Origin of the sequence: Acinetobacter defluvii, assembly GCF_001704615.3 — a bacterium.
Taxonomy (GTDB): Bacteria; Pseudomonadota; Gammaproteobacteria; order Pseudomonadales; family Moraxellaceae; genus Acinetobacter; species Acinetobacter defluvii.
On the sequence record NZ_CP029397.2, the window covers coordinates 1,742,248 to 1,769,057 of the forward strand.

The window sequence follows — 26,810 nt, forward strand, 5'->3', positions numbered from 1 at the left end:
TCTCAATATATAATAATCTTTTTAATAAAAAAACCCACAACTTTAGGGAAAGATTGTGGGCATAAAATTGCATAGGTAACTGGGGTATTACCTATTCCAACCATATTACTATGATTAACATTGAATGTTAATAAAAAAATAAAAAATATTATGCATAAAAATAGACCTAATTAAAAATATTACCCTTCAAATTCTTAAGCCACTGACTCGAAAAATTAGCCTCAACCTGCAATGGTCCATCTTCCTGAATTTTGTATCTTGGTACTGACTCTATTCGTACAACGGTATAACCCAAATCAGCTGCAACATCGTAACGATCCAAGCTCCATGCTTTATTTGCGAGTTTCCCTTTTCTTCCACCTGACCATGGTCCACCTGAAATCTCAACTAAGATCCTGTGCTCAATTAATAGGAAATCAAAACGCCAATGCTTGGTTGATTTAATCTGGAATTTCTTTTGATATTTAATTTCAAATACATTCAATGCGTGCTCAAACTTCTCCTCAGCTTCTATGTATGCTTCTTTAGCTTTCGGTAATGGGCGAGTTTTCGGCTTTCGTTTTATTTCTGATTTTTTGGTGAGTTGGGTGTATTGAGATGGATTCATAAATTTTACCAAATAAAAAACTTATAATTCTATAAAAAATAATAGACATAAAATTCATACATAAGAAATTTTGAAAAAAGTTAATAGAGTAATTTATTTTTATAATCAATATCAGTTTGTAAATTTTACTCAGTGAAAAAGAAGCCCTCCATTACAGAAGGGCTTTCCCCGATCTTTTTTGCGCTGAGTCAGGGTTGTATGTTTCTCATTAAAATGAATAAACAATCACACTATTATAATTAATTGTGATTAAAATTAAAAGCAATATACAATAAAAAAACCTCCTAAAAAGGAGGTGGATAACATTCACTTACAGGGTAGGAATGTAAACTCTAAACAATATTTTAAGACCTTTAAATTTAGGGACAATATAAATATTAAACTTTATATCAAAACTTTTTTATTTAAGATCTTATAAAAGTATATACTTTTACCTTAAATTGATGCTCCTGAATTAACAGAAGACTACGGTTAACGTCCCGTGACGATGTGCTCGTCTTTCCGAGCTGTCAAATTGTACTAACATGCTATTTCTAGCAAAGAAATAGTATTATATTTAACTTAATAAAACAATAGAAAATTTAAAAAATATATTAGAAAAATCTCGCTAAATAAGTTTATCTTTGAAATAAAAATCTTATGTAAAACTATTCTGTGCATCAACCTTTGTGCGATCAATCATATTTCTTCAATAAGCATCCTGCAGAATCCATTATTTCATATTTACTTTAACTTACTTTTAGTAATTTTTAATAATTTTTTTGATTAAAACTCAATTAATTAAATCTTTATCTGGTTACTTTGTATTTTTAATTAAAATTTTTATTATTTCCGCACTAATTGAAAAACACTTATATAATCATTTGCATAATAAAAAATCAGCGCAAAAACAATAAATAGGTTTATAAAGCTCACACACTTCTTATGTGAGCTTTTTTTATTTCCTAAAAAATATCAATGGCACCATTATTAAAACTAAAAAACTATTCTATGATAGCCTAGAACTAGCTCATAAAGGGCTTGGAAATGATTATATACCAAGCTAAAGATTGAGATTCAATAGGTTTAAAAGCAAGAAATCAATCTAATTAAAATGATGCAATGACGCCAATTAAGTTTCATAATTTCAAGTTTAAACTAAATTTTTTCTAGTTATCATCTTTGTAAATATCGTTTATTACCACTACTGGTGATGCAGTAATGCCCACCACGAGGTCCAACACAATAATCTACAACAGCACATGAGCAATCACTGTCGTATGAGTTGCTATAGGATGCACTATTATTAGATACTGATGGTATTGAATTAGCATTTCTCTGATGAACAAAATTTTGCTTTTTGATTTCAGATTTAACGATATAACAGCCTTCACCTTTACATAATGATGTAAAGAAAACCCATTCTGGGTCCAAGCTATTATCAGCGATTCTCGCCCAACCATTATTAATTTCGTAAATTGAAACTGAGTTCCCTCGTTGTTTTTTACTCAATATTTTTCCATTAGGCTTATCCCTAACATTAAGAATTGCAGTATTAACAAATCGCTCCTCTATTACTGGCTCTTTTGTATTTTGATTTGTATTAGGTGTATCATCACCACCAAATAAAGCACCCAAACCAACTACCCCTGCAAATCCCCACCCAATAGTAGATTTTTTCATATCTTTAAAATCATTATAAAAATTTTAATATAACAAAATTAAATAATTAAATATAACATTAGTTTTATGGCACGCCATACAGGACTTAAACCTGTGCACCTAGACTCTAACCAACTGAGCTAATGGCGTATTAAAAAGGATGTGGTGATCTGCCACATCCCTGCCTTAGATTACGATACTGATCAGCTCGGCAACTGATCTACCGCTACTCAACACGACTCACTTCTCAAAGTTAGCTATTGATCTGCTTTTGTGTCTTTCAATTCCATTTTGGCGGGGAGTCACCCACAACTTAAGGCTCTGAGGCTAACTCAATGTGTGACGAAAACACATTGGATTCAAACCGATTTATACGGCTGGTTTCTGCATCCCACCGTTTGCGCTTATAGCTGAACAATTTGTACAGCGTCACAAATCGAAATCACCCTTGTTTCGGGTGGTGCACTACCCTTATACATATGTTGGCATAAGGCGCTATTTAAATTTTATACCTTGATACATATCGTTATCTTGATTTGCATACCCATGATCACCTTCTGCCTAAAGCAACAAAAAGCCCACATTTCTGTGAGCTTCTTTAGATTGATTAAACTTACTACATTGGTAAATTTCCAATCATGTATACCAATGTTGTAAGCGCTAGGTACATAAAAACAAAAAACAAGAAATTTATAGAATTATTAAGCATTCAATTTCCCCTTTCATTTTTGCTGTACTTTTTTTATACAAAAATTAGAAAGAAATAACAAATATTTTTTTTGATATTTTATATCAAATTATTACACATACTAAATTCCACTAAACAAAAAAATACCCACTTATTTGGTGAGTGGGTATATTAATCGTACAATTTAGTGTGAATTACTATAACTTCGTCCACTATAGCAGAAATATGCCATATCCCGTATATACAGTCAAGTGAATTCAGTTTCTGTCTTTTTTAAAAACTTTTCGATTAGGAAATGAGGATAGCGTGACTTAATGAATGCTAACCCACATTTAATATCCTGTTGTATCTGCGACACATATGTATCATTACTTTTTGCAATATCTCGCACAGAATTACCCATAACATAATGTGACCAAATAACGCTGATCCACTCCTCAACAACCTCATCATCAATAGCTTGAATATCTAAAAATAACTTATGTATCGCACGAGCCTCATTACTATCTAACTGGCAACACGTCCCTTTGCGACGTACACATAAACGATCCTTTAGCTCAACGTCATTCATATACATAGCCATCAATTTTTCACGCTGTTGCTGTGTAATACGTTTGGTTGGCATTGTTTTTACAACACGTACCATTGTTTCATTGTCACCATTGATCCAAGCACCGAGCTGACGGCACCATTCTTCAAAGCTATACTTCTTCCAATTTGTTGCCTGCATAATTGTTATAGCTGCATTCATACTCATCACCCAATCAACCGTCTAATCTCATCAATCGCCTTACCGCTTTTCACCTGCTCAGTGCTATACCGATACACCGAATAACCCAATTCCTGAGCTGAATTGTATTTTTCCATATCCCCTAAATACCCCTTACCTCTCGTATGCCTCCCATTACTCCAGATACCACCTTCAACCTCGATCAAAATCATTTTTCCAATTAGATGAAAATCAGCTCTCCACTTGCGTTCTGGATTAAATTTGAACTCGCTCTGAAACTCGATGTTGTACGTCTTTAAATGTTGAACGAGGGTAGCCTCTCCCTCGCTCACCACGCGTTCTTTTTTCACTGACACACGGCGTTTACTGCGGCGTGGTTTAGCGTATTTAGCTTTGTAATCAGCGATGGAGATGCTGGACACTGGTACCTCGCTTAATCAAAGTGAAGCATCCATAATTCCCAACAAACTTCTGTCCACTATCATCAATTGCAGCAACTACAAGATTTTTAACATGTGTAACAATGAGCGTACTTGTTGGCTGTTGCCATGCTTCAACGTCATGCATCACGCTATCACCAATACGAAATGGGTTACTCATGCTCACCTCGCAGGGCTTCAACCAAATCAACATTAATTAATTGCTCAGCATCATCCCTATAACCTTGATCATTCCATGCCTGAATCAAGCTCAAAGCCTCTTTAATCCGATTATCTTTCTCAACCAATACTTCACCCATTGCATTAATCGTAAACCGATGACCCTCAATCATTGCCCAAAGTCTACGAGCCAAACGAACAGATAAAATTTCATACTGACCATTACGACGGATAAACAAACGCTCGCCATGTTGAAAAACTAATGTTTGATATTCTGGTGATACTTCAATCCACTTCTTAAATTCAGTTTCAGCATCATCATTAATTACAACTACATCAGCTTCAGAGCACATAAAAGTTTGACCACTATCAAGACGACCATATACATAACCATCTTCAGCACGGTCAATTACACCCTCACCCTCAATTTTCTTGCCTGAGAATTCGGTATGGTTTTCACTGAGAAAATCAACATGAACTCTATTGCCTGCTTTGAACTCGTTATTCACACCGCACCTCCAAAAACTTTAGGACCATCCCAAGCCTTACAATCTTCGGCTTTAACCCAACCGATTGTGTTTGAACCAAATCCCAACCACTTCACACCCTTGCTGATTCGAACCTGTTTAATCATATTTGGGCGACCTGTGCTTGGGTGTGTGACGTATTTACCTATTTGGAAATTCATGCAGCACCTCTATTCTTCACATGCTGCGCCCAACCCTTACAAGGCTTCATGCACTTACGATCTTTTTCGGTAGGCACATCAAGGTTCTCAACACCTTCATGACAATAAAAAATAGATTCCGAATTCAACGCTGTCATTAGATCGGACTGTGTTGTCAGGCAATGATTTGCAAGAGTTCCATGACGGTATGCACAGCCATCGCATAAAACCTTCTGGTTTGGTGCTTTCTTTGCCAAGATCAGTCCATTTAGAGCACCATGAAAACTAGGTGAGATTAATTTTTCAATTGTATTTGGATGCATATCACCCGATGTGACTAGATGCAGATATAGTGTTTCATCACAAGAAGCGGCGTAATTCACTGAAATATTCAGAACGCTGTTAAGCAATACCAATAACTCATCATTCGATTTGCCGCCAAATTGAGCTTGGATTGCTTGCAAGCGATCTGCCTCAGGCAATTGGATAATATCTGTTAGTGCAAGAATAGACTGCTTATCAAACATGACGACCTCCAACACGCTGATCCGCCCAATTACACTCAACCACCATCAATCCATCATGCTGAAAACGAGACCAAAGACGATCTCCTAGATCTTTCTGCAATTCAGCCAAAGTAAAATTCGAAATAAGCATGGTTGGCTTGCCTGCGCCATAACGTGCATATAAAACTTTATGAATCAGCTCCAAGCGCTTTTCACGATCGTGCAAACCATACTCATCTAGGATCAGTAGGTTGTATTGCGTAAAATCATGAATTACAGATTCCTCAGATTGACCTTTGCTATCCTTGTCCCATGCATTCATGATTCGTTGTGCAAGTTCTTCGCTTGTGATGTAACGAACATAAAGCCCTTTGTTAAGTAAGGTTCTTGCTGTTGCACAAGCTAAATGGGTTTTACCCACACCAGTACTACCCACCATAATCAAATTGGATTTAACACCTGTTGCAATCGATTTGGTGTAATTCACACATTGGCTTCTTGCATTCGCTTGACCAAGATTGTTTGAATCCAACATGTAATTTCTAAATCCTGAATTTGCATGACGAGCTGGAAGCATTGCTCCTGAAAAATGTTTATCGCGAACCATACGATCAACTTCAGCTTGGCGATCTTGATTCGTTGTTTCAACATCATTCACGGCGCATTTAGGGCAAATTTGATATGGTCCTGATTGAACCTTGGCAACTCGGTGTGTAGCGCAATACGCTTCCACCTGTTGAAAACCGTGGTTGATTAGAGAAATTGCATTCATCAGTAAAAGTCCTCCGGTATTTCAACTGGCTCAACATGACCTTGGAATTCAGGAATATCTTTCCATGCATCGTTGACGTTGCGATTTATAGGTTGAGTTTTTTTGTTTTCAGAGCGTGTTGGTTTTTTCGCTGTTGATTTATTGCGCTTAATCCACTTCACAAAATTTGAATACATTTGCGTGTCAGTGATTTTTCCTAGTTTTAAGTTTGGTGAATAATGCGAATTCACCTCAATCAAAACTTGTTCGGCTTGGTCTCGTGTCATTGGTTGTTCACCAGAGCGCTGCAACCAAGAATTCAAAGAATGCAAATCAGGTACCCAAAGATTTAAAACTTCATCAACAGAATTTTTAGGCGAATTCTCTTGTGTGTTTATATCTGTAGTAATCTCTGTAGTATTCTCTGTATTTGTCCCCCTTTTGAAATGGGGAGCCTCCCCATTTGAAAAGGTAGACCCTCCCTCTTTTGAAACAGGGAGGGTGGTCATTTCAAAAAGCACAGGGGCAATCAATTCAATAAATAAAACATTGTTATATTTCTGACCATTAGCTTCAACTGTACGAAAATGACGTTTGATCACTCCGATTTTTTCTAAACGATCAAAAGCATCTTTTACTTGCAGCTTTGAAAACCCAAATTGATCAGAAAAACTTTGGTAAGATCGTTGCAAAAGGTCTGCTTTAAACTTCTTTTTTACCCGTACAATTTGTCCAGAATACTCATCTCGCACCACAGTCGGACGATGCCAATAGACGATTTCAGAAAGTAAAACAATTGCATTTAAATCTGGTTTTCCGCTCTCTAAACAAAATGTGCTAAACCAGCTTGTAGGTAAAATATTTCCCTCGAGGTGTACACTCCCCACTTGATCTACAACATCATGTCCAGTGCTAAAATAACTCATTGCTCACCTTCCTTGATCTGTAGAAAACGACCGTACTTCGCAACACGCTTCGCACGGATTAAACTCGCTACATTTGCCAGAGCACGGGTATTTTGGTATATTAGGGTTCTTCATTTCATTGATCCTAAAGATTGATGAGCAGAAAAAGCTTGAGGTGCGAACTCGGGCTTTTTTTGTGCCTCAGATTTGGTTAAAAAATTTAATAAACTTTTGAATACACCTGTATTCTTTGGTGTATACGATGTATTCAATGTATACGTTGGTATACTTTCTGATTCATGTAAAAACTGAGACTCAGTTAAATCAATTAGGTTTTCAGCTATGAGTCTTTGTTTTATTGCTTCACGAATCCAATCGCTACGATTGGCACTAATACTATCTATTGCTTCGTTCCAGTCAGCTGGAAGTCTTGCTGATACTAGAGTTCCTAGTTTGGGTTGGATGAAAGTTGAGGACATGAATAGCTCCTATGCAAGTTGACTCGCTATTTGAAGATTGCTATTGCGCAAATAATTAAAATCAGCATCAGGACACAGTAAATCGCATGAAACCTGTCCATTGCTTGCTTTATCAATACGAATAGCCAGTGGAGCGCCACACTTCTTATTGACATAAATAATTTGCTGTAAGTTTCCAACAGTGGTTAAACACTCTTTTGCAAATGCTTTACGGCGCTCTGGGGTTAGACCTAAAAAATAACTTTTTAGTTGTTCAGTATTTGATGAAGTCATTCCTATAACCTTTACTAAATTATTTAGTAAATACTAATTTTAATTATGATTCATGTCAACAGAAGTTTAGCAATTACGAATTTACTTTTTACTAAAAACTATATGAAATACTAAATATGGATACGATCACATTAAGACGCAAAAATTTGCGCACAGCTATTAATGCTGCTCTTGAAAATAACGGTTTTAAATCGGATGTTGCTTTTTGCGAACACTATGATTTAAACCCTAGTCATATCTCTCAACTCATGAATGGTCATGGGAGTTTTGGGGAGCGAGCAGCTCGTAATCTTGAAAAGAAAGTTGGATGGGATGAGGGTCTATTAGATAAGCCAATCTTAGACTTAGAAAAAAATAATAACGAACATAAAGCTTTAGAAAATTCTAAGGGTGATATTCATTTTTCTCCAGTTGAGTTCAGGAGTGCGGATACAAAAGGTCGCCCAGGTAATGTACGCATCCCTGTTTATAAAGATGTAAAAGCTTCTTGTGGTGCGGGTATAGAAAACTTTTTAGAGGATGCTAGTGAGTATCTGGATATTGACTCACAGATCCTAAAGCTTATGGGTATACAAACTAATCCTAAAAATCTAAAAATTATCTATTCTGCTGAATACAGTATGTACCCTACTGTTGCTCCTGATAGCCCGCTCTTTGTAGATGTTTCTGATAAAGATCCAAATAATTTAAAAAGTGGCAATGTTTATGTGTTCACTCATAATCATGAGTTAAGAATGAAGCGGGTTTTCGTGAGCTATGGATCTAACACAGTAAAACTCACAAGTGACAATCCTGATAAAAATAGATACCCAGATGAATTTATTACCAATGAACAGCTTAATGAAATTAATTTTGTGGGGCGTTTAGAGTTGGCTTTGGTTAAGCCATAAAACACCTTGTAGATAAAACTTTTAAAGAGGAAAAGAATAATATGCTACCCACTTATCCAGTAAATGAAATCTTAGATAGAGTCCGAGCTGCTGCGGCTGAGGGTTCAGACCTTCATCTAACATCAGAGGAAACAAAATTATTGGCAGAAGGTATTGGTCATCTGCGCATGATTCCAGTGTTAACTATGGAGCAAGTTGCCAAATTACCAGGGCAACCAATGTTTCCTAAGAAAACGGATAATTAAAACTGCGAACCCGACGCAACTTACTGATCGGGTGGAGAAATGAAGTGGCAACATCTAAATGTGGTAACTGTAATTCAGCATCATTTGAGTTGGAAATAAAGAGTGATGTAAAAGGTTCTGCATACCCTTTTACATTCATCCAGTGCTCATCTTGTGGAAGTGTTGTTGGAGTTCTAGAGGAGAAAAATTCAGAATGGCTTCTTTCTCAACTCAGAAAAAAAATTGAAAACATAGAAGTCATAACTTCTAATATTGATAGCAATATTGTTAAGCTACCAAAAATAGTAAAACAATTTTTTAAATCAAGTAAAAAATAAATATCATCCTTTTAAAGCATTAGAGCCATTTTCCTGATTTTTATCTTTTTTAGAGGTTTTGAGGATGGCTTTGTTGAGTCTCCATTTTGATTTTTTAGGCTGCTTTTTTTCTGAATGTTTTTTTTGATCAAATACAAATGTCTCAGCAATAGATATATACCCTTGTATCAATGCAGGATCTTGAAAACCTGATTTAATATAAGCTTCATACAACCCTGCCCTAAATTCAGTTCTAGTCATTTTAACAAACTCCATAACCCACCCAGTGTGGTTTTTTTTCTAGTATAATCATATTTTTTACACTTTACTTAAGGAAATAAAACTTGAAATATTTAATTAGTTCTTCACTAATTGCTATCGCATTGACACTAACAGGTTGTAACTCGTCTCCTATACAATCAACCAAACCCGTGGAAAGCACACTAAGTACTCCTGCAGAAACCCAAGTTATTAACTTTGTAGGACCAATGGATCTTACCATCCAACTAAAATCATCAGACAACTTTGAAACTGCAGAAATGACTGATAATTCTGGGCGAGTGATTCACTTAAAAGCTGCAGTATCAGGAAGCGGTATGCGTTTAGCAAATGATGATGGGGTATCAATTCACTTTAAGAATGGTGAAGGTATTGTGGAATTCATTAAAGATAAATCTATTAGCATTATTGAAGTAAAAAAATAGTTCATTCGATTCAAGTCCCCCATTCTTTATAATGGGGGATTTTATTTATATAGATTGAAAATATTTATTTTTATTAATATTTTTTGATATTAATAACTCTTTATTTAAGTTTTATATTTATGTATTTATTCATGTTTTATATATACAATAATAATAGTTCATTTAAGAATCTAAACAGTGAATATTTATGTTAAGTCACCATGGTTTTAAAAGCTTTGAAGAGGCAGGTAAAATGGTTTTAAAATACCTGCACAATCACTTTGATTTCAGTTTATGGATGATTACTCGAACTGAGGGTGACGATTGGATTGTGTTGCAAAGTGAAGATAATTGCTATGGTGTTAAGCAAGGTAAAGTATTTCGTTGGGCAGATTCTTTTTGTTCTCAAATGGTACAAGGCAGAGCTCCTCGAATAGCTCCTTCATCAGGTCATATTCCATTATATCGTGAAGCTGGTATAAATCAGTTAGTAAACATAAAATCATATGTTGGTCAACCACTCACAAAAGAAGATGGAACGCTTTTTGGTACGCTTTGTGCCATTGACCCACAACCTCAGTCAGAAAATATTCTGGAAAATGCTGAACTATTTGAACTGTTAGCACAGATGTTGAGTTATATCTTACAAGCTGAATTAAGAGAAGCACAACAAATACGTGAAACTGAACATTTTGAAGCACAAGCTCATAGTGACCCACTTACCGGTCTGTTTAACCGTAGAGCTTGGGATAAATTAATTAAATCAGAAGAAAAGCGTTGTCAACAATATGGTCATCCTGCTGCAGTATTGATAATTGATCTGAATGATTTAAAAATTACAAACGACTCTTTAGGTCATGTTGCGGGTGATATGCTTATTAAAAGAACAGCTTTAACTTTAAAAAATAATGTACGCAGCAATGATATTGTAGCTCGTTTGGGTGGAGATGAATTTGCCATACTTAGTATAGAAACTAATTTGGAGAATGCTAAAAAGCTTGTATTAAGAATCAAAAATGCTTTACTAGAAGCCAATATTAGCGCTGCAATTGGTTTAGAAATGAGGGATCCAACATATGGATTATCGGCCGCTATTATAGAAGCCGATAAAAAAATGTACAAAGACAAAGCCTCAATTAAATCAAATAGTACTTTTATTAGATAGGAGATATTGACTACAAATTTATTTTTATTTCCTTTGCATAGCTTAAAATATTTTAATAAAGGTACCTAATCTAGTCGTCTCCCGCATCTTGTTTCGTTAAAGGCATTTCTATTGGGGTAATTCTTTAGATTTTTAATAACTATTGATATTTATTAAGCTTAAGATTTTATAGATCACATCTTAAGTTAATATTTAGAGATGTGTGACGTTTAATATTTTTCCCCATAATAAATTCTACGACCCACTTTTGGTGGGTTTTCTTTTAAAAATCCATACTTTCCCTGATATTATGAAGCTGAGACTCTGCACCAACATTGTTCTCAAAACATCCATAAATATCGGAGAAAATATTAAACCTGAAATTATAGAAGCCCTAGCGTTAGAGCTTACTAAATCAAAACTTGCTAATAAAGAAACTACTGCATCTGATTGGGTTCAAGCCTATAAGGAATCACATGCAGAGATTGAAGAAGTATGTGATGAAGGACGTGTACATCACCAACCACTTGCTGGTGGTTCACGTGTGTTTAACGATTTACCTTAGAAATCACATGACAACCATTCTTTTGTGAAAATTCCAGAAGAATGGCTTTTAGTTCACCTAAAACCCTCAGTGGGCATTCAATCTCGACCGTACTAATATAATTTCCATAAATAAGTTTTTGTGCAGCACCCACCTGTTTCTCTATATCTTCAGGCTTCACACCGCTCAGTATTAGCTTTTCAACAAATTGTTTACGCCATTCAAATATTTCATTCGAAAGCTGCATGCTCATTCTTATCACCTTTAGGAGTTGGGTTTTCTTTTGTCTATTAAAACACAATACTAAATTAAATCACTAAATATTTAGTAAATACTATTGACAATATATTTAGTAAATACTAAATTAAATCTCATCAGAAAACAAAAAAGCCCCTAGCTTTCGACGGAGAGGGACTTTTTACTCAAAGAGTGAGATTAGTATGAATGCAAAACTAAATTCCATCAACCCTACTGTTACACATCGTGTACCTACAGGCTTTCTAAAAGTCGCTGCTGCTACGAGTTTATTCGCTTTTGGCGCTATCTCTTTAGCTTTTGATCATAAAGCTACTGAATACAAGCCACCTCTAGCAACTGAATACATCCCTTCTACTTACGCTGTGCAAACAATTGAAATCACATCGATGAGTACTGGCTACGCCGTTATTCAGCTCGATGACTTTACTGTGAAGTTCCCTTTTGAATATGTAGCACATAAAGACAACTATGGTGTACCAGGATCTGACTTCACTACTGTAGAAATTAAAGAACTCGGAGAAATCAAAGTCTTTGACGACAAAGGTAATCCATATCGTGACTTCACTGACCAGCTCGACCACCGTAATTTTAATAATTTGCTTGTTGGTTTTATTGAGAAAAATCATTTAGTGGAGGCTGTGTAATGTCAAATCAAAATCCTATTACAAATTTAAAGATTTGGAATGATGTAAAACAAACTCCGACCAATTTCTTAAAGAAAATTGAGTTTGGTTATCTCAAAGGTAAATCTGACATCAATCCACAATGGCGATTAATGGCAATGACACAGGCATTCGGTCCTGTTGGTCATGGATGGACTTATCGAATTGTCCGAACTTGGTCTGAAACAGCACCTTCTGGCTCAGTGATGTGCTTTGCAGAAGTTGCAGTAAAAACTAAATTTGAAGGCGCTTGGGGTGAAGAGTTCTCTGGTGTGGGTGGTTCAGAAATTGTGGAACTCGCTAAAGGACAATTAAAAGCAAATGATGAGGGTTATAAAAAAGCAGTTACTGATGCTCTTGGTGTTGCGTTTAAAGCGATTGGTGTGGCTGCCGATGTTTATCTTGGGAATTATGATGGTAGTAAATATTTATATGAATACGATCATGCATATCAAGAAGGTCAAGTACCTGCTCAACCGCAAAATTCAAACCCACAACAACAGCCAGTTCAACAGCAGAAACCTAAAGACAATCGCACTCAAGAGCAACTGTATAACGATGCTTTGAATGCAATCAAAGATGCTCCTGACACAAAAATCTTAAATGCTGCAATGAAGAAATTTAAAGGCACGCTTTATGAGGCTGGTATCAAAAATGCCTGCTGTGCCCGTGCTGACATGATGGGTTGGCCAATCAAACAAGCTCAACTAAACCAAAACTCAAACCAGCAAGCAATGCATCACTGAGGGATAAGGTATGAATATTTTAAATGGAAATGAAGCATTCGCGGCATTAATGGCAGGCAAAAATATCATGTGTCGTGCTGCAGGTGAGTTAATTGAGTTTGATGACTTAGACCAATTCCCTGCTACTGTTTTTGCAATGCAAAATTATGAGTTTTGTATCAAACGAGAAACAACCGTATTGGCAGACATTCAATTTACTAAACCTGTTATGCCCCATGATTTAGAAGTTGGCCAAGAAATCTATATCGTTATGCCCACTTGTATCTTACGCACTCAATATGACCACGAACATGGTGATATTTGTATAAGTGTTGCGAATGGCTTTGCGCAACTTGATGCAGAAAATGCGAAATTACAACTTCAGGCATTCGGTAAATCTTTTGGAAACATGATTACTGAAATTGAGGTGAAAGACGGTTTTAACGATAAGCCTAAAAAGACTCGAGCTTCTCGTAAAAAATTAGATGCTCCTGAGCCTGCTAAATCTATCAGTGAGGAGCACTCTGAACCTAAAGTTGAAATTTCAATCGAAACTGAACTGCAACTTTATCTAGATGGAATTAAGGCTTGTACGAGTGAAGAAGAAATTAACTGCACCTTGTTTGATGTTCATAGAGTTGGTTTCAATGAGAACCAGCTTAGTGAAATCAAAGTTGCTAAAGAATGCAAACTCGTTGAACTTAGTTTGGATTTAAATACGTCTCAAGATAATCAATATAAAAATTTATTGAATGAATTACTTGAAAAAGCTGAAGAAGCTAAAACGCCAGTTGAGGCAACAGCTTTAACCACATATACAAAATCGTGGACTGAAGAACAGCGCAAGCCGTTAATTGATGCAATTCATAAACGCTTAAATGAGTTGAATGTGGGGGTAGAGGCTGATGTTCAACTGCCTTCGCTAATGGTTCGTATTCAAAACTCAAAGAATGAACACGAGCTAAATGAACTACTACCTGAAATTCGATCTCGTCATCCAGATATTCAACCAAAACTCATGGGTTATGTTCGCGCACGTCGATTTGAGTTAGAGAATGGACCTAATGGAGCTGCTCAATGAAACAGGTTGTTAAACCGAAGAACCTAGATGCGTTTCGCATCTGGTTCGACAAACTCGGATATCAAGTTAAATGCTTAAGTGGTAAAGGCTTCACTGCCCGTACCAATGATCGATATATAAAAAAGTGCTTTCACTATGTATTAGTCACTGACTCACTAGGTGGTAATGATGCAGCTTTTAAACTCGGCAAAGAATTTGAAGATCATCTTCGTGCACCTGAGCAAACTTGTACAGAAAAAGCTGAAATGGAAATTCGACACATGATGAAAGGAGATGAAAATGGAGTTTTATCTTTTGTTGCTTGAAATTTTATTGGTGGTGAACGGAACGATTGTAGTTAATTTTGATGTATGGAGTTGGTGATGGATTCAGCTAAAGATTTTCAAAAAGAAGTTGCTAGTAAGAATTTTGAGAATGCTAAAAATAAAGTAATCAAAGTCTTGCAAAATGAACCATTTGGATTATCAGTAAGTCAATTAATGACAGCTGCTAGACTGAGTGCAAAAACAGTTAAGGTAATTCTTCAGTGTACTGAATTCAAATTTGAAAATAATGTTTGTTTTTTGGCAAATGGAAAGGTGGTGTGATGGGAGCATTGCAAGAATATTTAATTGTGGTCGAATCTAACAAGCCACCCCATGTCACAATTGGGCAAAATATTGGCGGTGCCGTTGTTAAAGAATTGAAAGAAGTTGAGGTTAAGTTAGTTTCAGCAGCTCAACTTGCCAAAATTTACAACCTCAGTGTAAATACAATTCGAGATAAATTGGTCAGTATTAATCAAGGCACAGCGGGAAAATGTTTGTACAACCCCCAACTTGCACATAATGTACTTACTACAAAAAACCAAAGAGGCAGACCGAGAGCTAATTAGCTCTCGGTTTCATTAAACATTTCCACAAGATCCTGAGCATCGGGGTTGTAATAAGTATTGATTAATATCCCAATAGTCTTATGCCCAGTAATTTTTGCCAAAACTTCCACAGGTAATTTTCTTATTTTAACCATTCTCGTAATCGCTTCATGTCGTGTGTCATGAAAATTAATATTGTTTAAACCCGCCTCGCCTCTTACTCTAATCCATGTTCTGCCTAAAGACTTTTGTTTTACAGGAACAATAATATCTTGATCTAACGGTATTAGGTCCAAAAGCCTTTTAGCTTCTTTTGATAGTGGCACATTTCTAGATTCACCATTTTTAGTCATTGGTAGAAATATAAAGCCATTTTTTATGTGCTCACGCTTCATTGCTAGTATTTCGCCTTGACGCATTGCTGTTTCAAGTGCAAATAACATAGCCCAGCATGTGTAATGCATCACTCTAGTTGGTTTTTTCGTTATATCCCATTTAAAAAACTGAATTAATCTTTCTTGATCTTCAATACTGATCCGCTGACTACGTCCCTTACCTTTATCTGGCTTAACAACGGTTTGCCAAACATTATTTTCAATTAAAAATAATTCTTTTTGAGCATAGCTAATAATGGATGAAAACATTGCAAACTCTCGCAATGCAGTACTGCTTTTGACTTCTTGTATGCGTTTGTTTCTCCATTGAACAATGTCATTTGGTTTTATGTCGTGAATTGATTTTGTTGCAAGACCACCAAGAATCCTATGAATATTATCTAGTTTATTTCTTATGACTCTGGCAGATTTTAATTTATTACCCTTTTCTAGATAATATTTTTCACAAAGCTGATCAAAAGGAAAAATCGGCTTTATGCCTTGCTCTTCTTTCGACTTGCCTGTCTTTAACTCTAATAATTTTAATGCTGCCCATTGTTCACATTCTTTTTCAGTGTCTCTTGTGGCACTAATTCTCTTCCCATTAAACATTAATTCAATGCGGAAAGAGTTACCTCTTTTACGTGGCTTTGGGATCTTCATTTTTGGCGTAATCTTGGCGTAATAAACTTACAATTATTCTTATTTTATAGTAAAAATAGGTAAAATACTCACCTTTTAGCGCAGCATACACGACAAAAAACTTGTGCTGAATAAAATTAATTTCAGCACAAGTTGTTGAATTTATTACTTATTAGTAGCCACAGAAGCTTCAGTAGTAATGTTTACAGTGATTTTATCGCCAACATTTGGCACATACCCACCGACATTAAATACTGAACGATCAAATGAAGTCGTCGCATTAAAGCCAATTGACTGTGCTTTAGTCATTGGATGCTCACCTTGTTTATTAAGCACGGCATCTAAAACCACTGGCTTAGTGACATCTTTTACAGTTAAGTTACCTGTGATTTTATATTTATTCTTCCCTAAGGCTTGAACTTTAGTGCTTTTAAATGTGATGTTTGGATATTTTTCAGCATCAAAAAAATCTGCTTTTTTCAAGTGTTCATCAAGTGCTTTTACGTTCGTATTCAAGCTTTCAAGCGGAATAGTCACATTGACAGATGAGTTTGCAGGTTTTTCATTATCAACATTAATTGTGCCTTGAATATTGCTAAAGTTTGCAGAAGGTGTAGAAAAACCAAAGTGATTCCAAGAAAATACAGTTGCTGTATGAGTTGGGTCAATTTGATACGCTACAGGTTTTGCCATAGAAAATGTTGCCACTGACGCAACAGCCAAACCAAGTGTTAATGCTTTAAAGTTCATGTTTTTTAATCTCGCTTTTGAATGATTGTTAGTTTACGCTTTTGAGATATTAATGCAGCTTTATCCATAAAACGATATGTTGCATGGATAGAACGATCTGAAAGTTTTTATTCTTTTTTAAAGAACAGTCTCGTGAAAGTAAATATAAAAAATTATTTTATTTATATTTTTCAAAATCTTAAATTGTATTTTTTTATTTAAAGATTTCGTGGCAGTTTTGTTTATTGAAAATTTATTTTTATTTTGAATACCCAAATACCGTAATAGATACAAAAACATAACATGTTATAGACGGTATAAACGTGAATTAGCACACAACTTAATCTCAGTTGAATTTTTAAATGGACAAGCGTATATTTCCCATAAACTAGTTAGCCTGGTTAACTATTATGCCCAATACCCCAACTTTACGTGCTTTAATTTTGAAATGTGCCCGAATGCTCAGTGAAGGTATTAATCAAGTTTTAGAAACCGAAAATTTAAATTATTCGCTTTGGCAAGTGATCTATGTGATTCATTTCAAAAAACATTGTACATCATTAGATATTGCAGAATATTTAAATGTTTCTAAACCTTCTATTACCAAGCGTGTGCAAGTTTTGGAACATATGAATTTACTCACACAGCTTGACAGCCCAGATAAAAGACAAAAAATGCTAGCACTTTCCCCTCTAGGTCAACAGGTTTATCAAACTTGTTCCACACTTATTAATGAGTTTGAGCAGCAATTATTGGGCGAGGTAGCTAAAGAACAGCAAAGTGAGTTAAAACTTACTTTAACCTTAATGATGCAACAACTACAACAAATAAAATCGAGAGTGATATGAATAGCCAAGCACCTTTGTGGACGCGAAACTTTATTTTGGTCAGTGCGATCAACTTTCAATTAGTGTTGACTTTCTATCTCTTGGTAGTCGTCATTGTTGGTTATGCTGTATCTGAACTCGCTGCAACGACCGCCCAAGCAGGTTTAGTGTCTGGATTGTTCATTGTAGGAACACTTATTGGGCGCTTATTGGTTGGAAACTTCTTAGAAAAATTTGGGCGTAAAACCACTTTAATAGTCGGTTTAACGGGTTTTTTAATGTTTTCTGGCTTATATTTTATCAAGTTTGATGTCGGCATGTTGCTGTTAGTACGTTTTATGCACGGCTTTATGATGGGCATGGCCTCTACGGTTTTAGGCACAATTATTGCGCAAATTTTACCACCGACTCGGCGTGGTGAAGGGATTGGCTATTACAGTATGAGTAGCACGTTAGGTACAGCAATTGGTCCATTTTTAGCAATTTGGATGATGTTACATATTGGTTATCATGCTATTTTTACCTTATCTTCTATCATTGCTGTATTCTGTTTAGTGGTCGCTTTATTTATTCAAATTTCAGACTTGCCACAAACAAAATCTGCTCAAAGTGCAGTAAACGTGGAGACAAATAGTTGGCTTTCCCAATTTGTTGAGAAAAAAGCATTGCCTATTTCCTTCATCATGTTGTTGACTTCAATTTGTTATTCTGGGGTTTTGTCTTTTGTTAATTTTTATGCAAAAGAAATTAATTTGGTTGAAGCTGCCTCTGTTTTCTTTCTCATGTATGCAGTTGCAATTTTGATTTCGCGTCCATTTACAGGACCGTTAATGGATCGTAAGGGTGAAAATATCATTATGTATCCTGCATTTGTCATCATGGCAATTGCTTTACTGCTTTTAAGCCAAGCACAAAACTCATGGATGTTATTGCTATGTGCGGCATTGCTCGGTTTAGGTTATGGGAATATCCAATCTGTCTGTCAAACTGTTGCAGTAAAAAGTGCCAGTATCGAGCGTATGGGTTTTGCAACATCGACCTTTTTTATCTTTTTGGACGCAGGTTTAGGCTTTGGTCCTTATTTTTTAGGAATGACTTTAAACTCAATCAGTTATTCAACACTTTATATGTATAGTGCGATTACTTCCTTATTATGCATCGTCATTTATTATGCTTTACATGGAAAAAATGTCAGCACTAGAAAGCTAGCTTAATGTTGAGTAGCAATGTAAAAACAATGAAACCTAGAATAAATTACTTAACTCGTTTTGAATAAAATACAATCAAACTATTTTATGACAAGACGAGTTTAATTTAATCTCTTTAATTGCCCTTGTTCAAACATCAAAAGCTTTTTCCCATTACATTATGTGACATTAAAGTGCATATATAGGTGGGCATAGGGTAACTATTTAAACCACAACTCAGAACTATAGATTAAAATTAAAAATCCAATAAGCCAAACTCAGCTTATTGGATAAAACTAGTACAATTTATATCAACTAGAAGTTATAAATTGCGACTGCATTTACACGGTTGTCCTCACCAGTTTTGCTACCATTCGGTGCAGCACCAAATGCTTCACGTTCACCAAAGACATATTCGACACCTAAACTAATCGGTTTGACTGGGCTATAGAAAACATTTCCCCAAGCTTGCCACAAGTCTTTATTGGCTTTGGTTTTATCTGCAAGTGCATTAATATAGCGGTCATTATTATCCGCTTTCATATAACCATAGCCTAAAGTACCACGTAGTTTTTCATTAAATTGCTGTGTAATCCCCACAGTGATCGAATCAAACTCATTGGTTTCAAGAATTTGATTATTTGCATCTGTGACAAAACCTTGGTTCGTCCAAGACACGAAGCTACTGTCACCATTAACATGATAATAATCTGCTTTAATTGATGTTTTTGGTGTTACATCATATTTAACCCCAACACCCACGCCCCAAGCTGCTTCTTCATCTGCTTTGGTACGTTTTTCAGTAACCATACCACGTGCGCTCAACAAAAGACTATCTGAAAATTTATGGTTTGCTCTTGCTGTGAATGCAGGTAAGCGCATATCAGAACTTGCATCTTTAGAATCTTCTAATGCATAAACAAAGTTAGTATCAGCATTTAACTTTTGGGTATAGCGTACTTGTGGTGTACGTTTCACCGCCCCACCGACAAAACCTAATGCATCAATGGATTCTGGCATAAAGTCTGGTGGTGCAAAGTTTGACCACGTTTGACCAATCAACCAATTGCCATAAGTTAAATATGCATGACGAATACGCAATGTATCTAATGATGAACCACCCAAAAAGTCGACTTCAACTTTACCACCAACATCGCCTGCTGTTGTTGGCGTTTTAAAATCAAAACCTAAACGTGTTGCTGACAATGTTGATTTTAAGTTGTCACTATTTTCACTCACACCATCCAAGGCAACAGTACTGATTTGGTTGTAGATTCGGCTGGCAGGACCACCCTCAATTTGATACTGCAAATCTGCTCGCACATTGCCGTAAAAAGTCATTTCAGCACCACCTTTAGTGAGGGTTAAACCACTGCGCTGAACGGCATTATCTTTGTTTGAAAGCTGAACTTTTTCAGTTTGATAATTCTGTAGCTGAACCGCTTGTTGCTGCTGTTGTTGGCTTTGCTGATTTAGTAATTGACGTAATTCATTAATTTCATTACGTAACTGCTCAATTTCAGGATCTGCTTCTTTTGCATGTGACATTGCTGCACTACAAACACCGATTGCCAATAACAGTGTTTTAACTTTCAAGCTTTTGTTGTGAGTCTTCATCCAAACCTCATTTCTTAATCATAGTAGCATCATCCTTTGATGCCACTTTTAAATGTATCTGATTCAAAAACTAAAGAAAATTTAAATTATTTTTCTTTGGTTTAATTGACAGAAGATTTAATCACTGATTCATTTTCAACCAATGACAACTGTTTCACAGTTTTTGTTTGATCTACCGATGCTTTTAAATTCACCCAAAAAATAGCTAAAGCTGCGATCACACCGGGAATTGCGATTGCCATAAAGTTCATTTGATGTGGCAGTTGCAAAGTCAGCAAAGCACCTGTTAAGACTGGTCCAACAATTGCACCAATACGCCCAATTCCCGATGCCCATCCCATACCTGTTGAGCGTACTGCTGCTGGGTAAAACTGCGCAACGAAGGTATACAGTAAAATTTGTGAACCAATTGTGGCAGCACCAGCGATAGCGATTAAGGTGTAAAGAATGGCTTGTGGACTTTTGAAACCCAGTAAAATTAATGCAATTGCACCCACCGTAAACATAATCGTGAGTACAGGTTTTAAATGGAATCGGTCAGACAATACACCTCCACCAATTGCACCAACCATTCCACCAATGTTTAAGGCGAATAGGAAAAGCATACTTGCGCCGAGTGAATAGCCTGCTTGGATCATCAGTTTTGGCAACCAACTGCCTAAAGCATATACCATGAGTAAACACATAAAGAACGCAACCCAAAACATGAGGGTGCTAAAGGTACGCCCTTGCTGAAATAAAGCACGTAATGGTGCTTCATCTCCTGCTGTTGCTTCATTTAACACGAATACCGTATCAGCAGTGATGACTTTTTCAGGTGCAATTTTTTGTACAGTTTGGCGGACTTTTTCAGTTTTGCCTTTATTGGTCAAAAACATTAACGATTCAGGTAAAAATTTCCAAATAATAGGCAGCGCAATAAATGGAATACCTGCGATATAGAACATGATTTTCCAACCATAATCTGTTACTAACCATGCTCCAAGTAATGCCGAAGCCATTCCACCAATGGCATAACCACTGAACATCACGGCAACCAAAATACTGCGGATTTTTTTCGGTGCATATTCAGTCATGAGTGCCACGACATTTGGCATCACACCACCAATACCTAAGCCAGCCAAGAACCGTAAAATACCGAACTCGATTGGATTGGAAGCAAAAGCACCTAAGAAAGTAAAACCACTGAAAATTGCCACACAGATCATAATGGTTTCCTTACGACCTAATTTATCGGACAATGTTCCAAAAGACATTGCACCAAACATCATGCCAAATAAAGCCGTACTGGCAAGCATTCCCGCTTGTACAGCCGTTAAGCCCCATTCTTGCATCAATAATGGTAAGGCAACGCCATAAATCACCAGATCATAACCATCAAAAATAATAATTAACAAACACCAAATCAGGACATTCCAATGAAATGGGGTGAACTTCGCCTCATCCACAATTGTATTTATATTGAGATTCGCCATGCACTTGCGCCTCCTGCGCGTGAACGGTTTAAAATTTCTCAAACAATGAATTAAACTATTATTAAAGTCCAAAACCGATTGCGTATAAATGTATACCTTAAAAGTAGAATTTATTTTTATATTTTAAATAACAATAAGTTAAATAATGTAAACTTTAGATTAAATTCAAAAGTTAAATAAAAAATCATTTTAATTAGTTTATAAATTATTATTTAAAATATATTCACACTAAGATAATTAATTAATAAAATATGAAAAAATTAAAATAATGATGATATTTATTCTTCATATATGAACATAACTTTATTTTTATTAATTATAATTTTTTGGGGCTTTTATAAAAATTTTAAGCTTAAAATCTGACGAGTACTTAAAGCACTCGCCGATCATATTCGATATGTTCTAAATCATAAACTTGATATACACAGTCAAATAAAGAGTGAATATCACTATTTTCATCCATATTGCGCATTGCCATAAAAATCGGGCTAACTGCAGCATCATCGAGTAATGGAATAAAGTGTAAGTGAGACAAATGAATATTTTGTGCACTGCTTGGAACAATTGAAATACCTTCTGCTGCTGCCACGAAACCAAGTGCTAATTGCAGCTCACGGACTTCTCGTACATTTTTTAAGTCCAACCCATACTCAGAAAAAAGATGCCGAACTTGTGTCGAAAAGTTTGGTTTATGGTGATTTGGATATAAAAGCATGCGTTGATCTAATAAATCAGCCAAATGGATGCCATCTTTATATTGACGTACCAAAGGACTGCTGCCATGCACAGCCACCATTAAAGGCTCTTCACGTAGTAATACGCGTTTTACGGCTGGATCAGAGATACGCAAACGTCCAAAACCAACATCTATGCGTCCTTCTTTCAATGCTTCGATTTGATCTGTGGTGGTCATTTCAATCATTTCGATTTTGACATCACGATTTTGTTGTTTAAACAAATAAACAATATTTGAAAGTAAACCGAACAAGAGTGAACCGACAAAACCGATATTTAATGTACGATCAGCAAGTCCAACCCGTTTGGTCATAGATTTAACTTCTTCCGCATTAGACAAAAGTTTAACAGCGTGTTGATAGAAGAATTGACCTGCCTCTGTGGTCTTAAGCGGACGACTACCTCTCACAAACAGTTGAACATCCAACTCATTTTCCAAATTTTGAATCTGACGGCTCAATGGTGGCTGCGCAATGAATAGTTTTTCAGCAGCTTTGGTGAAACTCTGTTCTTCAACTACGGCAACAAAATAACGTAAGTGTCTAAGTTCCATGACAACAAATACCTTTAAAGTATAAAAAAATACATATTTGATCTTCGACAAGACCTAATTCATTCATTTAAGGTATATAGCATGAAGCAAATAAGCAGCAAAGTGAAGTTTTTTTAAACGGAATTTCATTCCGAACCTTAAAAAGAATAAATGCGTTGCAGATACATTTAAGCCAGCCTGTCAGCCAGCTACAAAAGGAATGCTTGTCGCTCAGGATGTCTCATACGCTAGGAGCATAGTATGAATTATCACCTCAAATCTATTAGAAAAATAAATGAAGTTGATTTATCGCATTTTAGTAAACCTTATTTTTTGATTTAAAAACCTATTTAGACCCGAAATTTTTTTAATGTTTGAAAATGATTCGGATCTTGCCCACATTTGGACAGTCGGAGAACGGACATGCCACGTATTCCAGTAATTAATACCAGTCATCTTGATCGCATTGATGAGCTTCTTGTCGATGACTTCGAAACAGGTGAATTTAAACTTCACCGTTCAGTATTTACTGATCAAACTTTATTTGACCTTGAAATGAAATACATTTTCGAAGGAAATTGGGTGTATTTGGCACATGAAAGTCAAATTCCAAATAACAACGATTACTACACAACCCATATTGGTCGTCAACCAATCATCATTGCACGCAATCGTAATGGTGAATTGAATTCTATGATCAATGCATGCTCTCATCGCGGTGCGCAGCTTTGCCGTTATAAACGTGGCAATAAAGCAACCTATACCTGTCCCTTCCATGGTTGGACATTTAACAACTCAGGTAAATTACTCAAAGTTAAAGACCCAAGCGATGCAGGTTATTCAGATTGCTTTAATAAAGAAGGCTCACATGATCTGAAAAAAGTGGCACGCTTTGAAAGCTATAAAGGATTTTTATTTGGCAGCTTAAATCCTGATGTACCATCTTTAGAAGAATTCTTAGGTGAAACCACAAAAATCATTGACATGATTGTTGATCAATCTGAAAAAGGTTTAGAAGTTTTACGTGGTTCATCAACCTACACCTACGAAGGTAACTGGAAACTCACTGCTGAAAATGGTGCAGATGGTTATCACGTATCTGCGGTGCATTGGAACTATGCCGCAACCACACAACATCGTAAAGAAAAGCAACAAGAGCTTGATAATGTGCGTGCAATGAGCGCTGGTTCTTGGGGAAAACAAGGTGGTGGTTCATACGGTTTTGATCATGGTCACATGCTACTTTGGACACAATGGGCAAACCCAGAAGACCGTCCAAACTACCCTAAAGCTGAAGAATATACTGCAAAATTTGGCGCACCGATGTCGAAATGGATGATTGAACGTTCACGTAACTTATGCCTCTATCCAAATGTCTATTTGATGGATCAGTTTGGCTCACAAATCCGTGTATTACGCCCGATCTCAGTCAATAAAACTGAAGTGACGATTTATTGTATTGCGCCTGTCGGTGAAGCACCTGAAGCGCGTGCACGCCGTATCCGCCAATATGAAGATTTCTTTAATGCCTCTGGTATGGCAACACCAGATGACCTTGAAGAATTCCGTGCATGTCAAGCAGGTTATGCAGGCATTGAACTTGAATGGAACGACATGTGCCGTGGTTCAAAACATTGGATTCAAGGTCCTGATGATGCTGCAAATGAAATTGGTTTAAAACCTGCATTGAGCTGTATCAAAACTGAAGATGAAGGCTTATATCTTGCTCAACATCAATATTGGCTCAAAACCATGAAACATGCAATTTCTGCTGAAAAAGAACTTGCAGAATTAGAAACGGCTGACAAGGAGAAACAGCATGAGTGCACAAGATAAAGCATCTTTAGAAAATATCGCCCAGTTCCTCTACCGTGAAGCACGTTTTTTAGATGATGAACAATGGGATGATTGGTTAAATTGTTATGCGCCTACAGCATCATTTTGGATGCCTGCTTGGGATGATGACGATAAACTCACTGAAGATCCACAAGCTGAAATCTCATTGATTTACTACCCTGACCGTCAAGGCTTAGAAGATCGTGTATTTCGTATCAAAACCGAACGTTCATCTGCAACCATGCCTGATACACGTACTGCACACAACATTGCTAATGTTGAAGTCGTAGAACGTGATGGTGACAAAGTCACAGTACGTTTTAACTGGAACACGTTAAGTTTCCGCTACAAAAACAGTTATAGCTACTTTGGCATGTCACGCTATGAGATTGATTTCTCAGGTGAACAACCACAAATTTTAAGTAAATATGTGGTGTTAAAAAATGATTATATCAACCAAGTTATTGATATTTATCACCTCTGATATTGACCACCTCTAAAAACAAACAAGGATGACATTCAGCAAACTCCCTATGCTGAATGTCAAAAGTATCACAGTTTAAGTAGGATTCTAGCCATGTCAAACCACAATGTTGCACTTCAATTTGAAGATGGCGTTACTCGTTTTATTAGTGTTGCTCAAGGTGAAACTTTATCTGATGCAGCCTATCGCCAAAAAATTAACATTCCTTTAGACTGCCGTGATGGTGCTTGCGGTACATGCCGTGCGTTTTGTGAGTCTGGCACTTATGACATGCCTGAAGAAAACTATATTGAAGATGCTTTAACCCCTGAAGAAGCAGAACAAGGCTACATTTTGGCGTGCCAATGTAAACCCAAATCTGATGCTGTATTCCAAATCCAAGCCACTTCGGATGTCTGTAAAACACAAATTCATGCATTCCAAGGTACTCTGGCACGTGTAGAAAATCTATCTGACTCAACCATTACCTTTGATATTCAACTCGATGAAGGTCAGCCAGATATTCATTTCCTTGCAGGTCAATATGTCAATGTTGCATTGCCAGGCACAACAGAAACACGCTCTTATTCATTTAGTTCAAAACCAAGCAACCGCTTAACAGGCTTTGTTGTGCGTAATGTACCTAATGGTAAAATGAGCGAGTTTTTAAGTGCAAATGCTCAAGTTGGCGACAAAATGACATTCACAGGTCCTTTTGGTAGCTTCTATTTACGTAATGTAGTGCGCCCTGTTCTTATGCTTGCAGGGGGTACAGGTATTGCACCATTTATGTCAATGCTACAAGTTCTAGAAGAAAAAGGTTCTGAACAACCAGTACGTTTAGTCTTCGGTGCAACCAATGATTGCGACCTTGTTGCGATTGAAAAACTCAATGAATTACAAGAAAAATTTTCTTGGTTCGAATACCGTACGGTGATTGCACATCCTGACTCAAACCATGAACGTAAAGGCTATGTCACTGCACATATTGAAAATGAATGGTTAAATGCCGGTGATGTCGATATTTACCTTTGTGGTCCAGTTCCAATGGTTGAAGCTGTCCGTGGTTGGTTAGATACGGAAGGTGTAAAACCTGCCAATTTCTTATTTGAAAAATTCTCTGCAAATTGATGTATTCATAAGCCTAGTCATCGCACTAGGCTTTC

General features: G+C 36.3%; 36 protein-coding genes and 1 tRNA gene. 17 read left to right on the forward strand and 20 right to left on the reverse strand.

Going from position 1 to position 26,810, the window contains the following annotated elements; translation table 11 throughout:
- Window positions 1-166: 166 nt before the first annotated feature.
- The 13 genes from DJ533_RS10620 to DJ533_RS10680 form a co-directional block, all read right to left on the reverse strand.
- Window positions 167-607 carry a hypothetical protein gene (locus DJ533_RS10620; RefSeq protein WP_065995070.1) on the reverse strand — a complete coding sequence of 147 codons (441 nt, stop codon included), beginning with the start codon at window positions 605-607 and terminating at the stop codon, window positions 167-169.
- Window positions 608-1,762: 1,155 nt separating this feature from the next.
- A complete protein-coding gene (locus tag DJ533_RS10625) occupies window positions 1,763-2,269 on the reverse strand; it encodes an SH3 domain-containing protein (protein ID WP_065995071.1) in 507 nt (168 codons plus the stop codon).
- Between the two features lie 67 nt (window positions 2,270-2,336).
- Window positions 2,337-2,398 (reverse strand) — tRNA-OTHER (locus DJ533_RS10630).
- 785 nt (window positions 2,399-3,183) lie between these two features.
- Window positions 3,184-3,687, reverse strand: a complete 504-nt coding sequence (locus tag DJ533_RS10635) for a hypothetical protein (RefSeq protein ID WP_065995113.1) — start codon at window positions 3,685-3,687, stop codon at window positions 3,184-3,186.
- Between the two features lie 5 nt (window positions 3,688-3,692).
- The gene (locus DJ533_RS10640) at window positions 3,693-4,088 is read right to left on the reverse strand and encodes a PDDEXK family nuclease (protein WP_065995072.1); all 396 of its coding nucleotides are present in this window, start codon (window positions 4,086-4,088) and stop codon (window positions 3,693-3,695) included.
- Window positions 4,066-4,266, reverse strand: a complete 201-nt coding sequence (locus tag DJ533_RS10645; protein ID WP_065995073.1) for a hypothetical protein — start codon at window positions 4,264-4,266, stop codon at window positions 4,066-4,068. The genes DJ533_RS10640 and DJ533_RS10645 overlap by 23 nt, the downstream gene beginning before the upstream one ends.
- Window positions 4,259-4,774: a hypothetical protein gene (locus tag DJ533_RS18800; RefSeq protein WP_065995074.1), complete on the reverse strand. Its 516-nt coding sequence runs from the start codon at window positions 4,772-4,774 to the stop codon at window positions 4,259-4,261. Before DJ533_RS18800 ends, DJ533_RS10645 begins: the two co-directional genes overlap by 8 nt.
- A complete protein-coding gene (locus tag DJ533_RS10655; protein WP_065995075.1) occupies window positions 4,771-4,953 on the reverse strand; it encodes a hypothetical protein in 183 nt (60 codons plus the stop codon). The genes DJ533_RS18800 and DJ533_RS10655 overlap by 4 nt, the downstream gene beginning before the upstream one ends.
- Window positions 4,950-5,474: a hypothetical protein gene (locus DJ533_RS10660; RefSeq protein ID WP_228716469.1), complete on the reverse strand. Its 525-nt coding sequence runs from the start codon at window positions 5,472-5,474 to the stop codon at window positions 4,950-4,952. The genes DJ533_RS10655 and DJ533_RS10660 overlap by 4 nt, the downstream gene beginning before the upstream one ends.
- Window positions 5,452-6,210: an ATP-binding protein gene (locus DJ533_RS10665; RefSeq protein ID WP_065995077.1), complete on the reverse strand. Its 759-nt coding sequence runs from the start codon at window positions 6,208-6,210 to the stop codon at window positions 5,452-5,454. Before DJ533_RS10665 ends, DJ533_RS10660 begins: the two co-directional genes overlap by 23 nt.
- The gene (locus DJ533_RS10670) at window positions 6,210-7,115 is read right to left on the reverse strand and encodes a hypothetical protein (protein WP_065995078.1); all 906 of its coding nucleotides are present in this window, start codon (window positions 7,113-7,115) and stop codon (window positions 6,210-6,212) included. The genes DJ533_RS10665 and DJ533_RS10670 overlap by 1 nt, the downstream gene beginning before the upstream one ends.
- Before the next feature lie 110 nt (window positions 7,116-7,225).
- Window positions 7,226-7,573: a ribbon-helix-helix domain-containing protein gene (locus DJ533_RS10675; protein WP_065995079.1), complete on the reverse strand. Its 348-nt coding sequence runs from the start codon at window positions 7,571-7,573 to the stop codon at window positions 7,226-7,228.
- Window positions 7,574-7,582: 9 nt separating this feature from the next.
- Entirely contained in the window at window positions 7,583-7,846 is a 264-nt protein-coding gene (locus DJ533_RS10680; protein ID WP_065995080.1) for a helix-turn-helix domain-containing protein, read from the reverse strand.
- Window positions 7,847-7,962: 116 nt separating this feature from the next.
- Between DJ533_RS10680 and DJ533_RS10685 the strand changes: the two genes are divergently transcribed.
- The 3 genes from DJ533_RS10685 to DJ533_RS10695 are packed head-to-tail and all read left to right on the forward strand — an operon-like array spanning window position 7,963 to window position 9,298.
- Window positions 7,963-8,736 carry a S24 family peptidase gene (locus DJ533_RS10685; protein WP_065995081.1) on the forward strand — a complete coding sequence of 258 codons (774 nt, stop codon included), beginning with the start codon at window positions 7,963-7,965 and terminating at the stop codon, window positions 8,734-8,736.
- 41 nt (window positions 8,737-8,777) lie between these two features.
- Window positions 8,778-8,981, forward strand: a complete 204-nt coding sequence (locus DJ533_RS10690) for a hypothetical protein (RefSeq protein WP_065995082.1) — start codon at window positions 8,778-8,780, stop codon at window positions 8,979-8,981.
- A gap of 44 nt (window positions 8,982-9,025) precedes the next feature.
- Entirely contained in the window at window positions 9,026-9,298 is a 273-nt protein-coding gene (locus tag DJ533_RS10695; RefSeq protein ID WP_065995083.1) for a hypothetical protein, read from the forward strand.
- A gap of 3 nt (window positions 9,299-9,301) precedes the next feature.
- Here the strand turns inward: DJ533_RS10695 and DJ533_RS10700 are convergent, their stop codons facing one another.
- Window positions 9,302-9,538 (reverse strand): hypothetical protein, encoded by a 237-nt coding sequence (locus DJ533_RS10700; protein WP_065995084.1) that lies wholly within the window; start codon window positions 9,536-9,538, stop codon window positions 9,302-9,304.
- A gap of 83 nt (window positions 9,539-9,621) precedes the next feature.
- Here DJ533_RS10700 and DJ533_RS10705 point away from each other — a divergent pair, with 83 nt between their 5' ends.
- From DJ533_RS10705 to DJ533_RS10715, 3 genes are all read left to right on the forward strand, one after another.
- Complete coding sequence (locus tag DJ533_RS10705; protein WP_065995085.1) at window positions 9,622-9,981, forward strand: hypothetical protein; 360 nt, start codon at window positions 9,622-9,624, stop codon at window positions 9,979-9,981.
- Window positions 9,982-10,168: 187 nt separating this feature from the next.
- On the forward strand, window positions 10,169-11,125 hold the full coding sequence (locus DJ533_RS10710) for a GGDEF domain-containing protein (protein WP_065995086.1): 957 nt from the start codon (window positions 10,169-10,171) through the stop codon (window positions 11,123-11,125).
- 289 nt (window positions 11,126-11,414) lie between these two features.
- Window positions 11,415-11,669, forward strand: a complete 255-nt coding sequence (locus tag DJ533_RS10715) for a hypothetical protein (RefSeq protein ID WP_148245834.1) — start codon at window positions 11,415-11,417, stop codon at window positions 11,667-11,669.
- Here the strand turns inward: DJ533_RS10715 and DJ533_RS10720 are convergent.
- Window positions 11,653-11,901, reverse strand: a complete 249-nt coding sequence (locus DJ533_RS10720; RefSeq protein WP_215900537.1) for a hypothetical protein — start codon at window positions 11,899-11,901, stop codon at window positions 11,653-11,655. The two genes, DJ533_RS10715 and DJ533_RS10720, sit on opposite strands and share 17 nt — an antisense overlap.
- 187 nt (window positions 11,902-12,088) lie before the next feature.
- Here DJ533_RS10720 and DJ533_RS10725 point away from each other — a divergent pair, with 187 nt between their 5' ends.
- Genes DJ533_RS10725 through DJ533_RS10750 form a run of 6 tightly spaced genes read left to right on the forward strand, consistent with a single transcriptional unit; the run spans window position 12,089 to window position 15,248 of the window.
- Window positions 12,089-12,550, forward strand: coding sequence for a hypothetical protein (locus tag DJ533_RS10725; protein WP_065995088.1), 462 nt, complete (start codon window positions 12,089-12,091; stop codon window positions 12,548-12,550).
- Window positions 12,550-13,314 (forward strand): hypothetical protein, encoded by a 765-nt coding sequence (locus DJ533_RS10730; protein WP_065995089.1) that lies wholly within the window; start codon window positions 12,550-12,552, stop codon window positions 13,312-13,314. The genes DJ533_RS10725 and DJ533_RS10730 overlap by 1 nt, the downstream gene beginning before the upstream one ends.
- A 10-nt stretch (window positions 13,315-13,324) precedes the next feature.
- Window positions 13,325-14,374 (forward strand): hypothetical protein, encoded by a 1,050-nt coding sequence (locus DJ533_RS10735; RefSeq protein ID WP_065995090.1) that lies wholly within the window; start codon window positions 13,325-13,327, stop codon window positions 14,372-14,374.
- On the forward strand, window positions 14,371-14,679 hold the full coding sequence (locus tag DJ533_RS10740) for a hypothetical protein (RefSeq protein WP_065995091.1): 309 nt from the start codon (window positions 14,371-14,373) through the stop codon (window positions 14,677-14,679). Before DJ533_RS10735 ends, DJ533_RS10740 begins: the two co-directional genes overlap by 4 nt.
- A 57-nt stretch (window positions 14,680-14,736) precedes the next feature.
- A complete protein-coding gene (locus tag DJ533_RS10745; protein WP_065995092.1) occupies window positions 14,737-14,961 on the forward strand; it encodes a hypothetical protein in 225 nt (74 codons plus the stop codon).
- On the forward strand, window positions 14,961-15,248 hold the full coding sequence (locus DJ533_RS10750) for a DNA-binding protein (protein WP_065995093.1): 288 nt from the start codon (window positions 14,961-14,963) through the stop codon (window positions 15,246-15,248). The genes DJ533_RS10745 and DJ533_RS10750 overlap by 1 nt, the downstream gene beginning before the upstream one ends.
- On the opposite strand, the gene DJ533_RS10755 is transcribed toward DJ533_RS10750, so the two are convergent.
- Together DJ533_RS10755 and DJ533_RS10760 are read right to left on the reverse strand one after the other, a co-directional pair.
- Entirely contained in the window at window positions 15,245-16,264 is a 1,020-nt protein-coding gene (locus DJ533_RS10755; RefSeq protein WP_065995094.1) for a tyrosine-type recombinase/integrase, read from the reverse strand. The two genes, DJ533_RS10750 and DJ533_RS10755, sit on opposite strands and share 4 nt — an antisense overlap.
- A gap of 144 nt (window positions 16,265-16,408) precedes the next feature.
- Window positions 16,409-16,993, reverse strand: coding sequence for a YceI family protein (locus DJ533_RS10760; protein WP_065995095.1), 585 nt, complete (start codon window positions 16,991-16,993; stop codon window positions 16,409-16,411).
- A 389-nt stretch (window positions 16,994-17,382) separates the two neighbouring features.
- Between DJ533_RS10760 and DJ533_RS10765 the strand changes: the two genes are divergently transcribed.
- Together DJ533_RS10765 and DJ533_RS10770 are read left to right on the forward strand one after the other, a co-directional pair.
- On the forward strand, window positions 17,383-17,820 hold the full coding sequence (locus DJ533_RS10765) for a MarR family winged helix-turn-helix transcriptional regulator (RefSeq protein WP_065995096.1): 438 nt from the start codon (window positions 17,383-17,385) through the stop codon (window positions 17,818-17,820).
- Window positions 17,817-19,013, forward strand: coding sequence for an MFS transporter (locus DJ533_RS10770; RefSeq protein ID WP_065995097.1), 1,197 nt, complete (start codon window positions 17,817-17,819; stop codon window positions 19,011-19,013). Before DJ533_RS10765 ends, DJ533_RS10770 begins: the two co-directional genes overlap by 4 nt.
- Before the next feature lie 288 nt (window positions 19,014-19,301).
- Here the strand turns inward: DJ533_RS10770 and DJ533_RS10775 are convergent, their stop codons facing one another.
- The 3 genes from DJ533_RS10775 to DJ533_RS10785 all read right to left on the reverse strand — a co-directional run bounded on the left by DJ533_RS10775 (window position 19,302) and on the right by DJ533_RS10785 (window position 23,366).
- Window positions 19,302-20,603, reverse strand: a complete 1,302-nt coding sequence (locus tag DJ533_RS10775; RefSeq protein WP_065995098.1) for a DcaP family trimeric outer membrane transporter — start codon at window positions 20,601-20,603, stop codon at window positions 19,302-19,304.
- Between the two features lie 101 nt (window positions 20,604-20,704).
- Window positions 20,705-22,078 carry an MFS transporter gene (locus tag DJ533_RS10780; protein ID WP_065995099.1) on the reverse strand — a complete coding sequence of 458 codons (1,374 nt, stop codon included), beginning with the start codon at window positions 22,076-22,078 and terminating at the stop codon, window positions 20,705-20,707.
- 370 nt (window positions 22,079-22,448) lie between these two features.
- Entirely contained in the window at window positions 22,449-23,366 is a 918-nt protein-coding gene (locus tag DJ533_RS10785) for a LysR family transcriptional regulator (protein WP_065995100.1), read from the reverse strand.
- 402 nt (window positions 23,367-23,768) lie between these two features.
- Between DJ533_RS10785 and benA the strand changes: the two genes are divergently transcribed.
- The 3 genes from benA to benC all read left to right on the forward strand — a co-directional run bounded on the left by benA (window position 23,769) and on the right by benC (window position 26,775).
- The gene (benA, locus tag DJ533_RS10790; RefSeq protein WP_065995101.1) at window positions 23,769-25,181 is read left to right on the forward strand and encodes a benzoate 1,2-dioxygenase large subunit; all 1,413 of its coding nucleotides are present in this window, start codon (window positions 23,769-23,771) and stop codon (window positions 25,179-25,181) included.
- On the forward strand, window positions 25,165-25,665 hold the full coding sequence (gene benB, locus DJ533_RS10795; RefSeq protein WP_065995102.1) for a benzoate 1,2-dioxygenase small subunit: 501 nt from the start codon (window positions 25,165-25,167) through the stop codon (window positions 25,663-25,665). Before benA ends, benB begins: the two co-directional genes overlap by 17 nt.
- A 93-nt stretch (window positions 25,666-25,758) precedes the next feature.
- Window positions 25,759-26,775: a benzoate 1,2-dioxygenase electron transfer component BenC gene (gene benC / locus DJ533_RS10800; protein ID WP_065995103.1), complete on the forward strand. Its 1,017-nt coding sequence runs from the start codon at window positions 25,759-25,761 to the stop codon at window positions 26,773-26,775.
- The last annotated feature ends 35 nt before the right edge of the window (window positions 26,776-26,810 follow it).

What these genes read in the sequence shown, in the direction of transcription:
- DJ533_RS10620 (WP_065995070.1), bottom strand. Translation starts at nt 607, where the DNA reads ATGAATCCATCTCAATACACCCAACTCACCAAAAAATCAGAAATAAAA.
- DJ533_RS10655 (WP_065995075.1), bottom strand. Translation starts at nt 4,953, where the DNA reads ATGAATTTCCAAATAGGTAAATACGTCACACACCCAAGCACAGGTCGC.
- DJ533_RS10665 (WP_065995077.1), bottom strand. Translation starts at nt 6,210, where the DNA reads ATGAATGCAATTTCTCTAATCAACCACGGTTTTCAACAGGTGGAAGCG.
- benB (WP_065995102.1), top strand. Translation starts at nt 25,165, where the DNA reads ATGAGTGCACAAGATAAAGCATCTTTAGAAAATATCGCCCAGTTCCTC.
- DJ533_RS10760 (WP_065995095.1), bottom strand. Translation starts at nt 16,993, where the DNA reads ATGAACTTTAAAGCATTAACACTTGGTTTGGCTGTTGCGTCAGTGGCA.
- DJ533_RS10715 (WP_148245834.1), top strand. Translation starts at nt 11,415, where the DNA reads ATGAAGCTGAGACTCTGCACCAACATTGTTCTCAAAACATCCATAAAT.
- DJ533_RS10735 (WP_065995090.1), top strand. Translation starts at nt 13,325, where the DNA reads ATGAATATTTTAAATGGAAATGAAGCATTCGCGGCATTAATGGCAGGC.
- DJ533_RS10635 (WP_065995113.1), bottom strand. Translation starts at nt 3,687, where the DNA reads ATGAATGCAGCTATAACAATTATGCAGGCAACAAATTGGAAGAAGTAT.
- DJ533_RS10685 (WP_065995081.1), top strand. Translation starts at nt 7,963, where the DNA reads ATGGATACGATCACATTAAGACGCAAAAATTTGCGCACAGCTATTAAT.
- benA (WP_065995101.1), top strand. Translation starts at nt 23,769, where the DNA reads ATGCCACGTATTCCAGTAATTAATACCAGTCATCTTGATCGCATTGAT.
- DJ533_RS10750 (WP_065995093.1), top strand. Translation starts at nt 14,961, where the DNA reads ATGGGAGCATTGCAAGAATATTTAATTGTGGTCGAATCTAACAAGCCA.
- DJ533_RS10740 (WP_065995091.1), top strand. Translation starts at nt 14,371, where the DNA reads ATGAAACAGGTTGTTAAACCGAAGAACCTAGATGCGTTTCGCATCTGG.
- DJ533_RS10725 (WP_065995088.1), top strand. Translation starts at nt 12,089, where the DNA reads ATGAATGCAAAACTAAATTCCATCAACCCTACTGTTACACATCGTGTA.
- benC (WP_065995103.1), top strand. Translation starts at nt 25,759, where the DNA reads ATGTCAAACCACAATGTTGCACTTCAATTTGAAGATGGCGTTACTCGT.
- DJ533_RS10730 (WP_065995089.1), top strand. Translation starts at nt 12,550, where the DNA reads ATGTCAAATCAAAATCCTATTACAAATTTAAAGATTTGGAATGATGTA.
- DJ533_RS10680 (WP_065995080.1), bottom strand. Translation starts at nt 7,846, where the DNA reads ATGACTTCATCAAATACTGAACAACTAAAAAGTTATTTTTTAGGTCTA.
- DJ533_RS10710 (WP_065995086.1), top strand. Translation starts at nt 10,169, where the DNA reads ATGTTAAGTCACCATGGTTTTAAAAGCTTTGAAGAGGCAGGTAAAATG.
- DJ533_RS10700 (WP_065995084.1), bottom strand. Translation starts at nt 9,538, where the DNA reads ATGACTAGAACTGAATTTAGGGCAGGGTTGTATGAAGCTTATATTAAA.
- DJ533_RS10745 (WP_065995092.1), top strand. Translation starts at nt 14,737, where the DNA reads ATGGATTCAGCTAAAGATTTTCAAAAAGAAGTTGCTAGTAAGAATTTT.
- DJ533_RS10690 (WP_065995082.1), top strand. Translation starts at nt 8,778, where the DNA reads ATGCTACCCACTTATCCAGTAAATGAAATCTTAGATAGAGTCCGAGCT.
- DJ533_RS10785 (WP_065995100.1), bottom strand. Translation starts at nt 23,366, where the DNA reads ATGGAACTTAGACACTTACGTTATTTTGTTGCCGTAGTTGAAGAACAG.
- DJ533_RS10755 (WP_065995094.1), bottom strand. Translation starts at nt 16,264, where the DNA reads ATGAAGATCCCAAAGCCACGTAAAAGAGGTAACTCTTTCCGCATTGAA.
- DJ533_RS10775 (WP_065995098.1), bottom strand. Translation starts at nt 20,603, where the DNA reads ATGAAGACTCACAACAAAAGCTTGAAAGTTAAAACACTGTTATTGGCA.
- DJ533_RS10625 (WP_065995071.1), bottom strand. Translation starts at nt 2,269, where the DNA reads ATGAAAAAATCTACTATTGGGTGGGGATTTGCAGGGGTAGTTGGTTTG.
- DJ533_RS10645 (WP_065995073.1), bottom strand. Translation starts at nt 4,266, where the DNA reads ATGAGTAACCCATTTCGTATTGGTGATAGCGTGATGCATGACGTTGAA.
- DJ533_RS10675 (WP_065995079.1), bottom strand. Translation starts at nt 7,573, where the DNA reads ATGTCCTCAACTTTCATCCAACCCAAACTAGGAACTCTAGTATCAGCA.
- DJ533_RS10720 (WP_215900537.1), bottom strand. Translation starts at nt 11,901, where the DNA reads ATGAGCATGCAGCTTTCGAATGAAATATTTGAATGGCGTAAACAATTT.
- DJ533_RS10770 (WP_065995097.1), top strand. Translation starts at nt 17,817, where the DNA reads ATGAATAGCCAAGCACCTTTGTGGACGCGAAACTTTATTTTGGTCAGT.
- DJ533_RS10670 (WP_065995078.1), bottom strand. Translation starts at nt 7,115, where the DNA reads ATGAGTTATTTTAGCACTGGACATGATGTTGTAGATCAAGTGGGGAGT.
- DJ533_RS10765 (WP_065995096.1), top strand. Translation starts at nt 17,383, where the DNA reads ATGCCCAATACCCCAACTTTACGTGCTTTAATTTTGAAATGTGCCCGA.
- DJ533_RS10780 (WP_065995099.1), bottom strand. Translation starts at nt 22,078, where the DNA reads ATGGCGAATCTCAATATAAATACAATTGTGGATGAGGCGAAGTTCACC.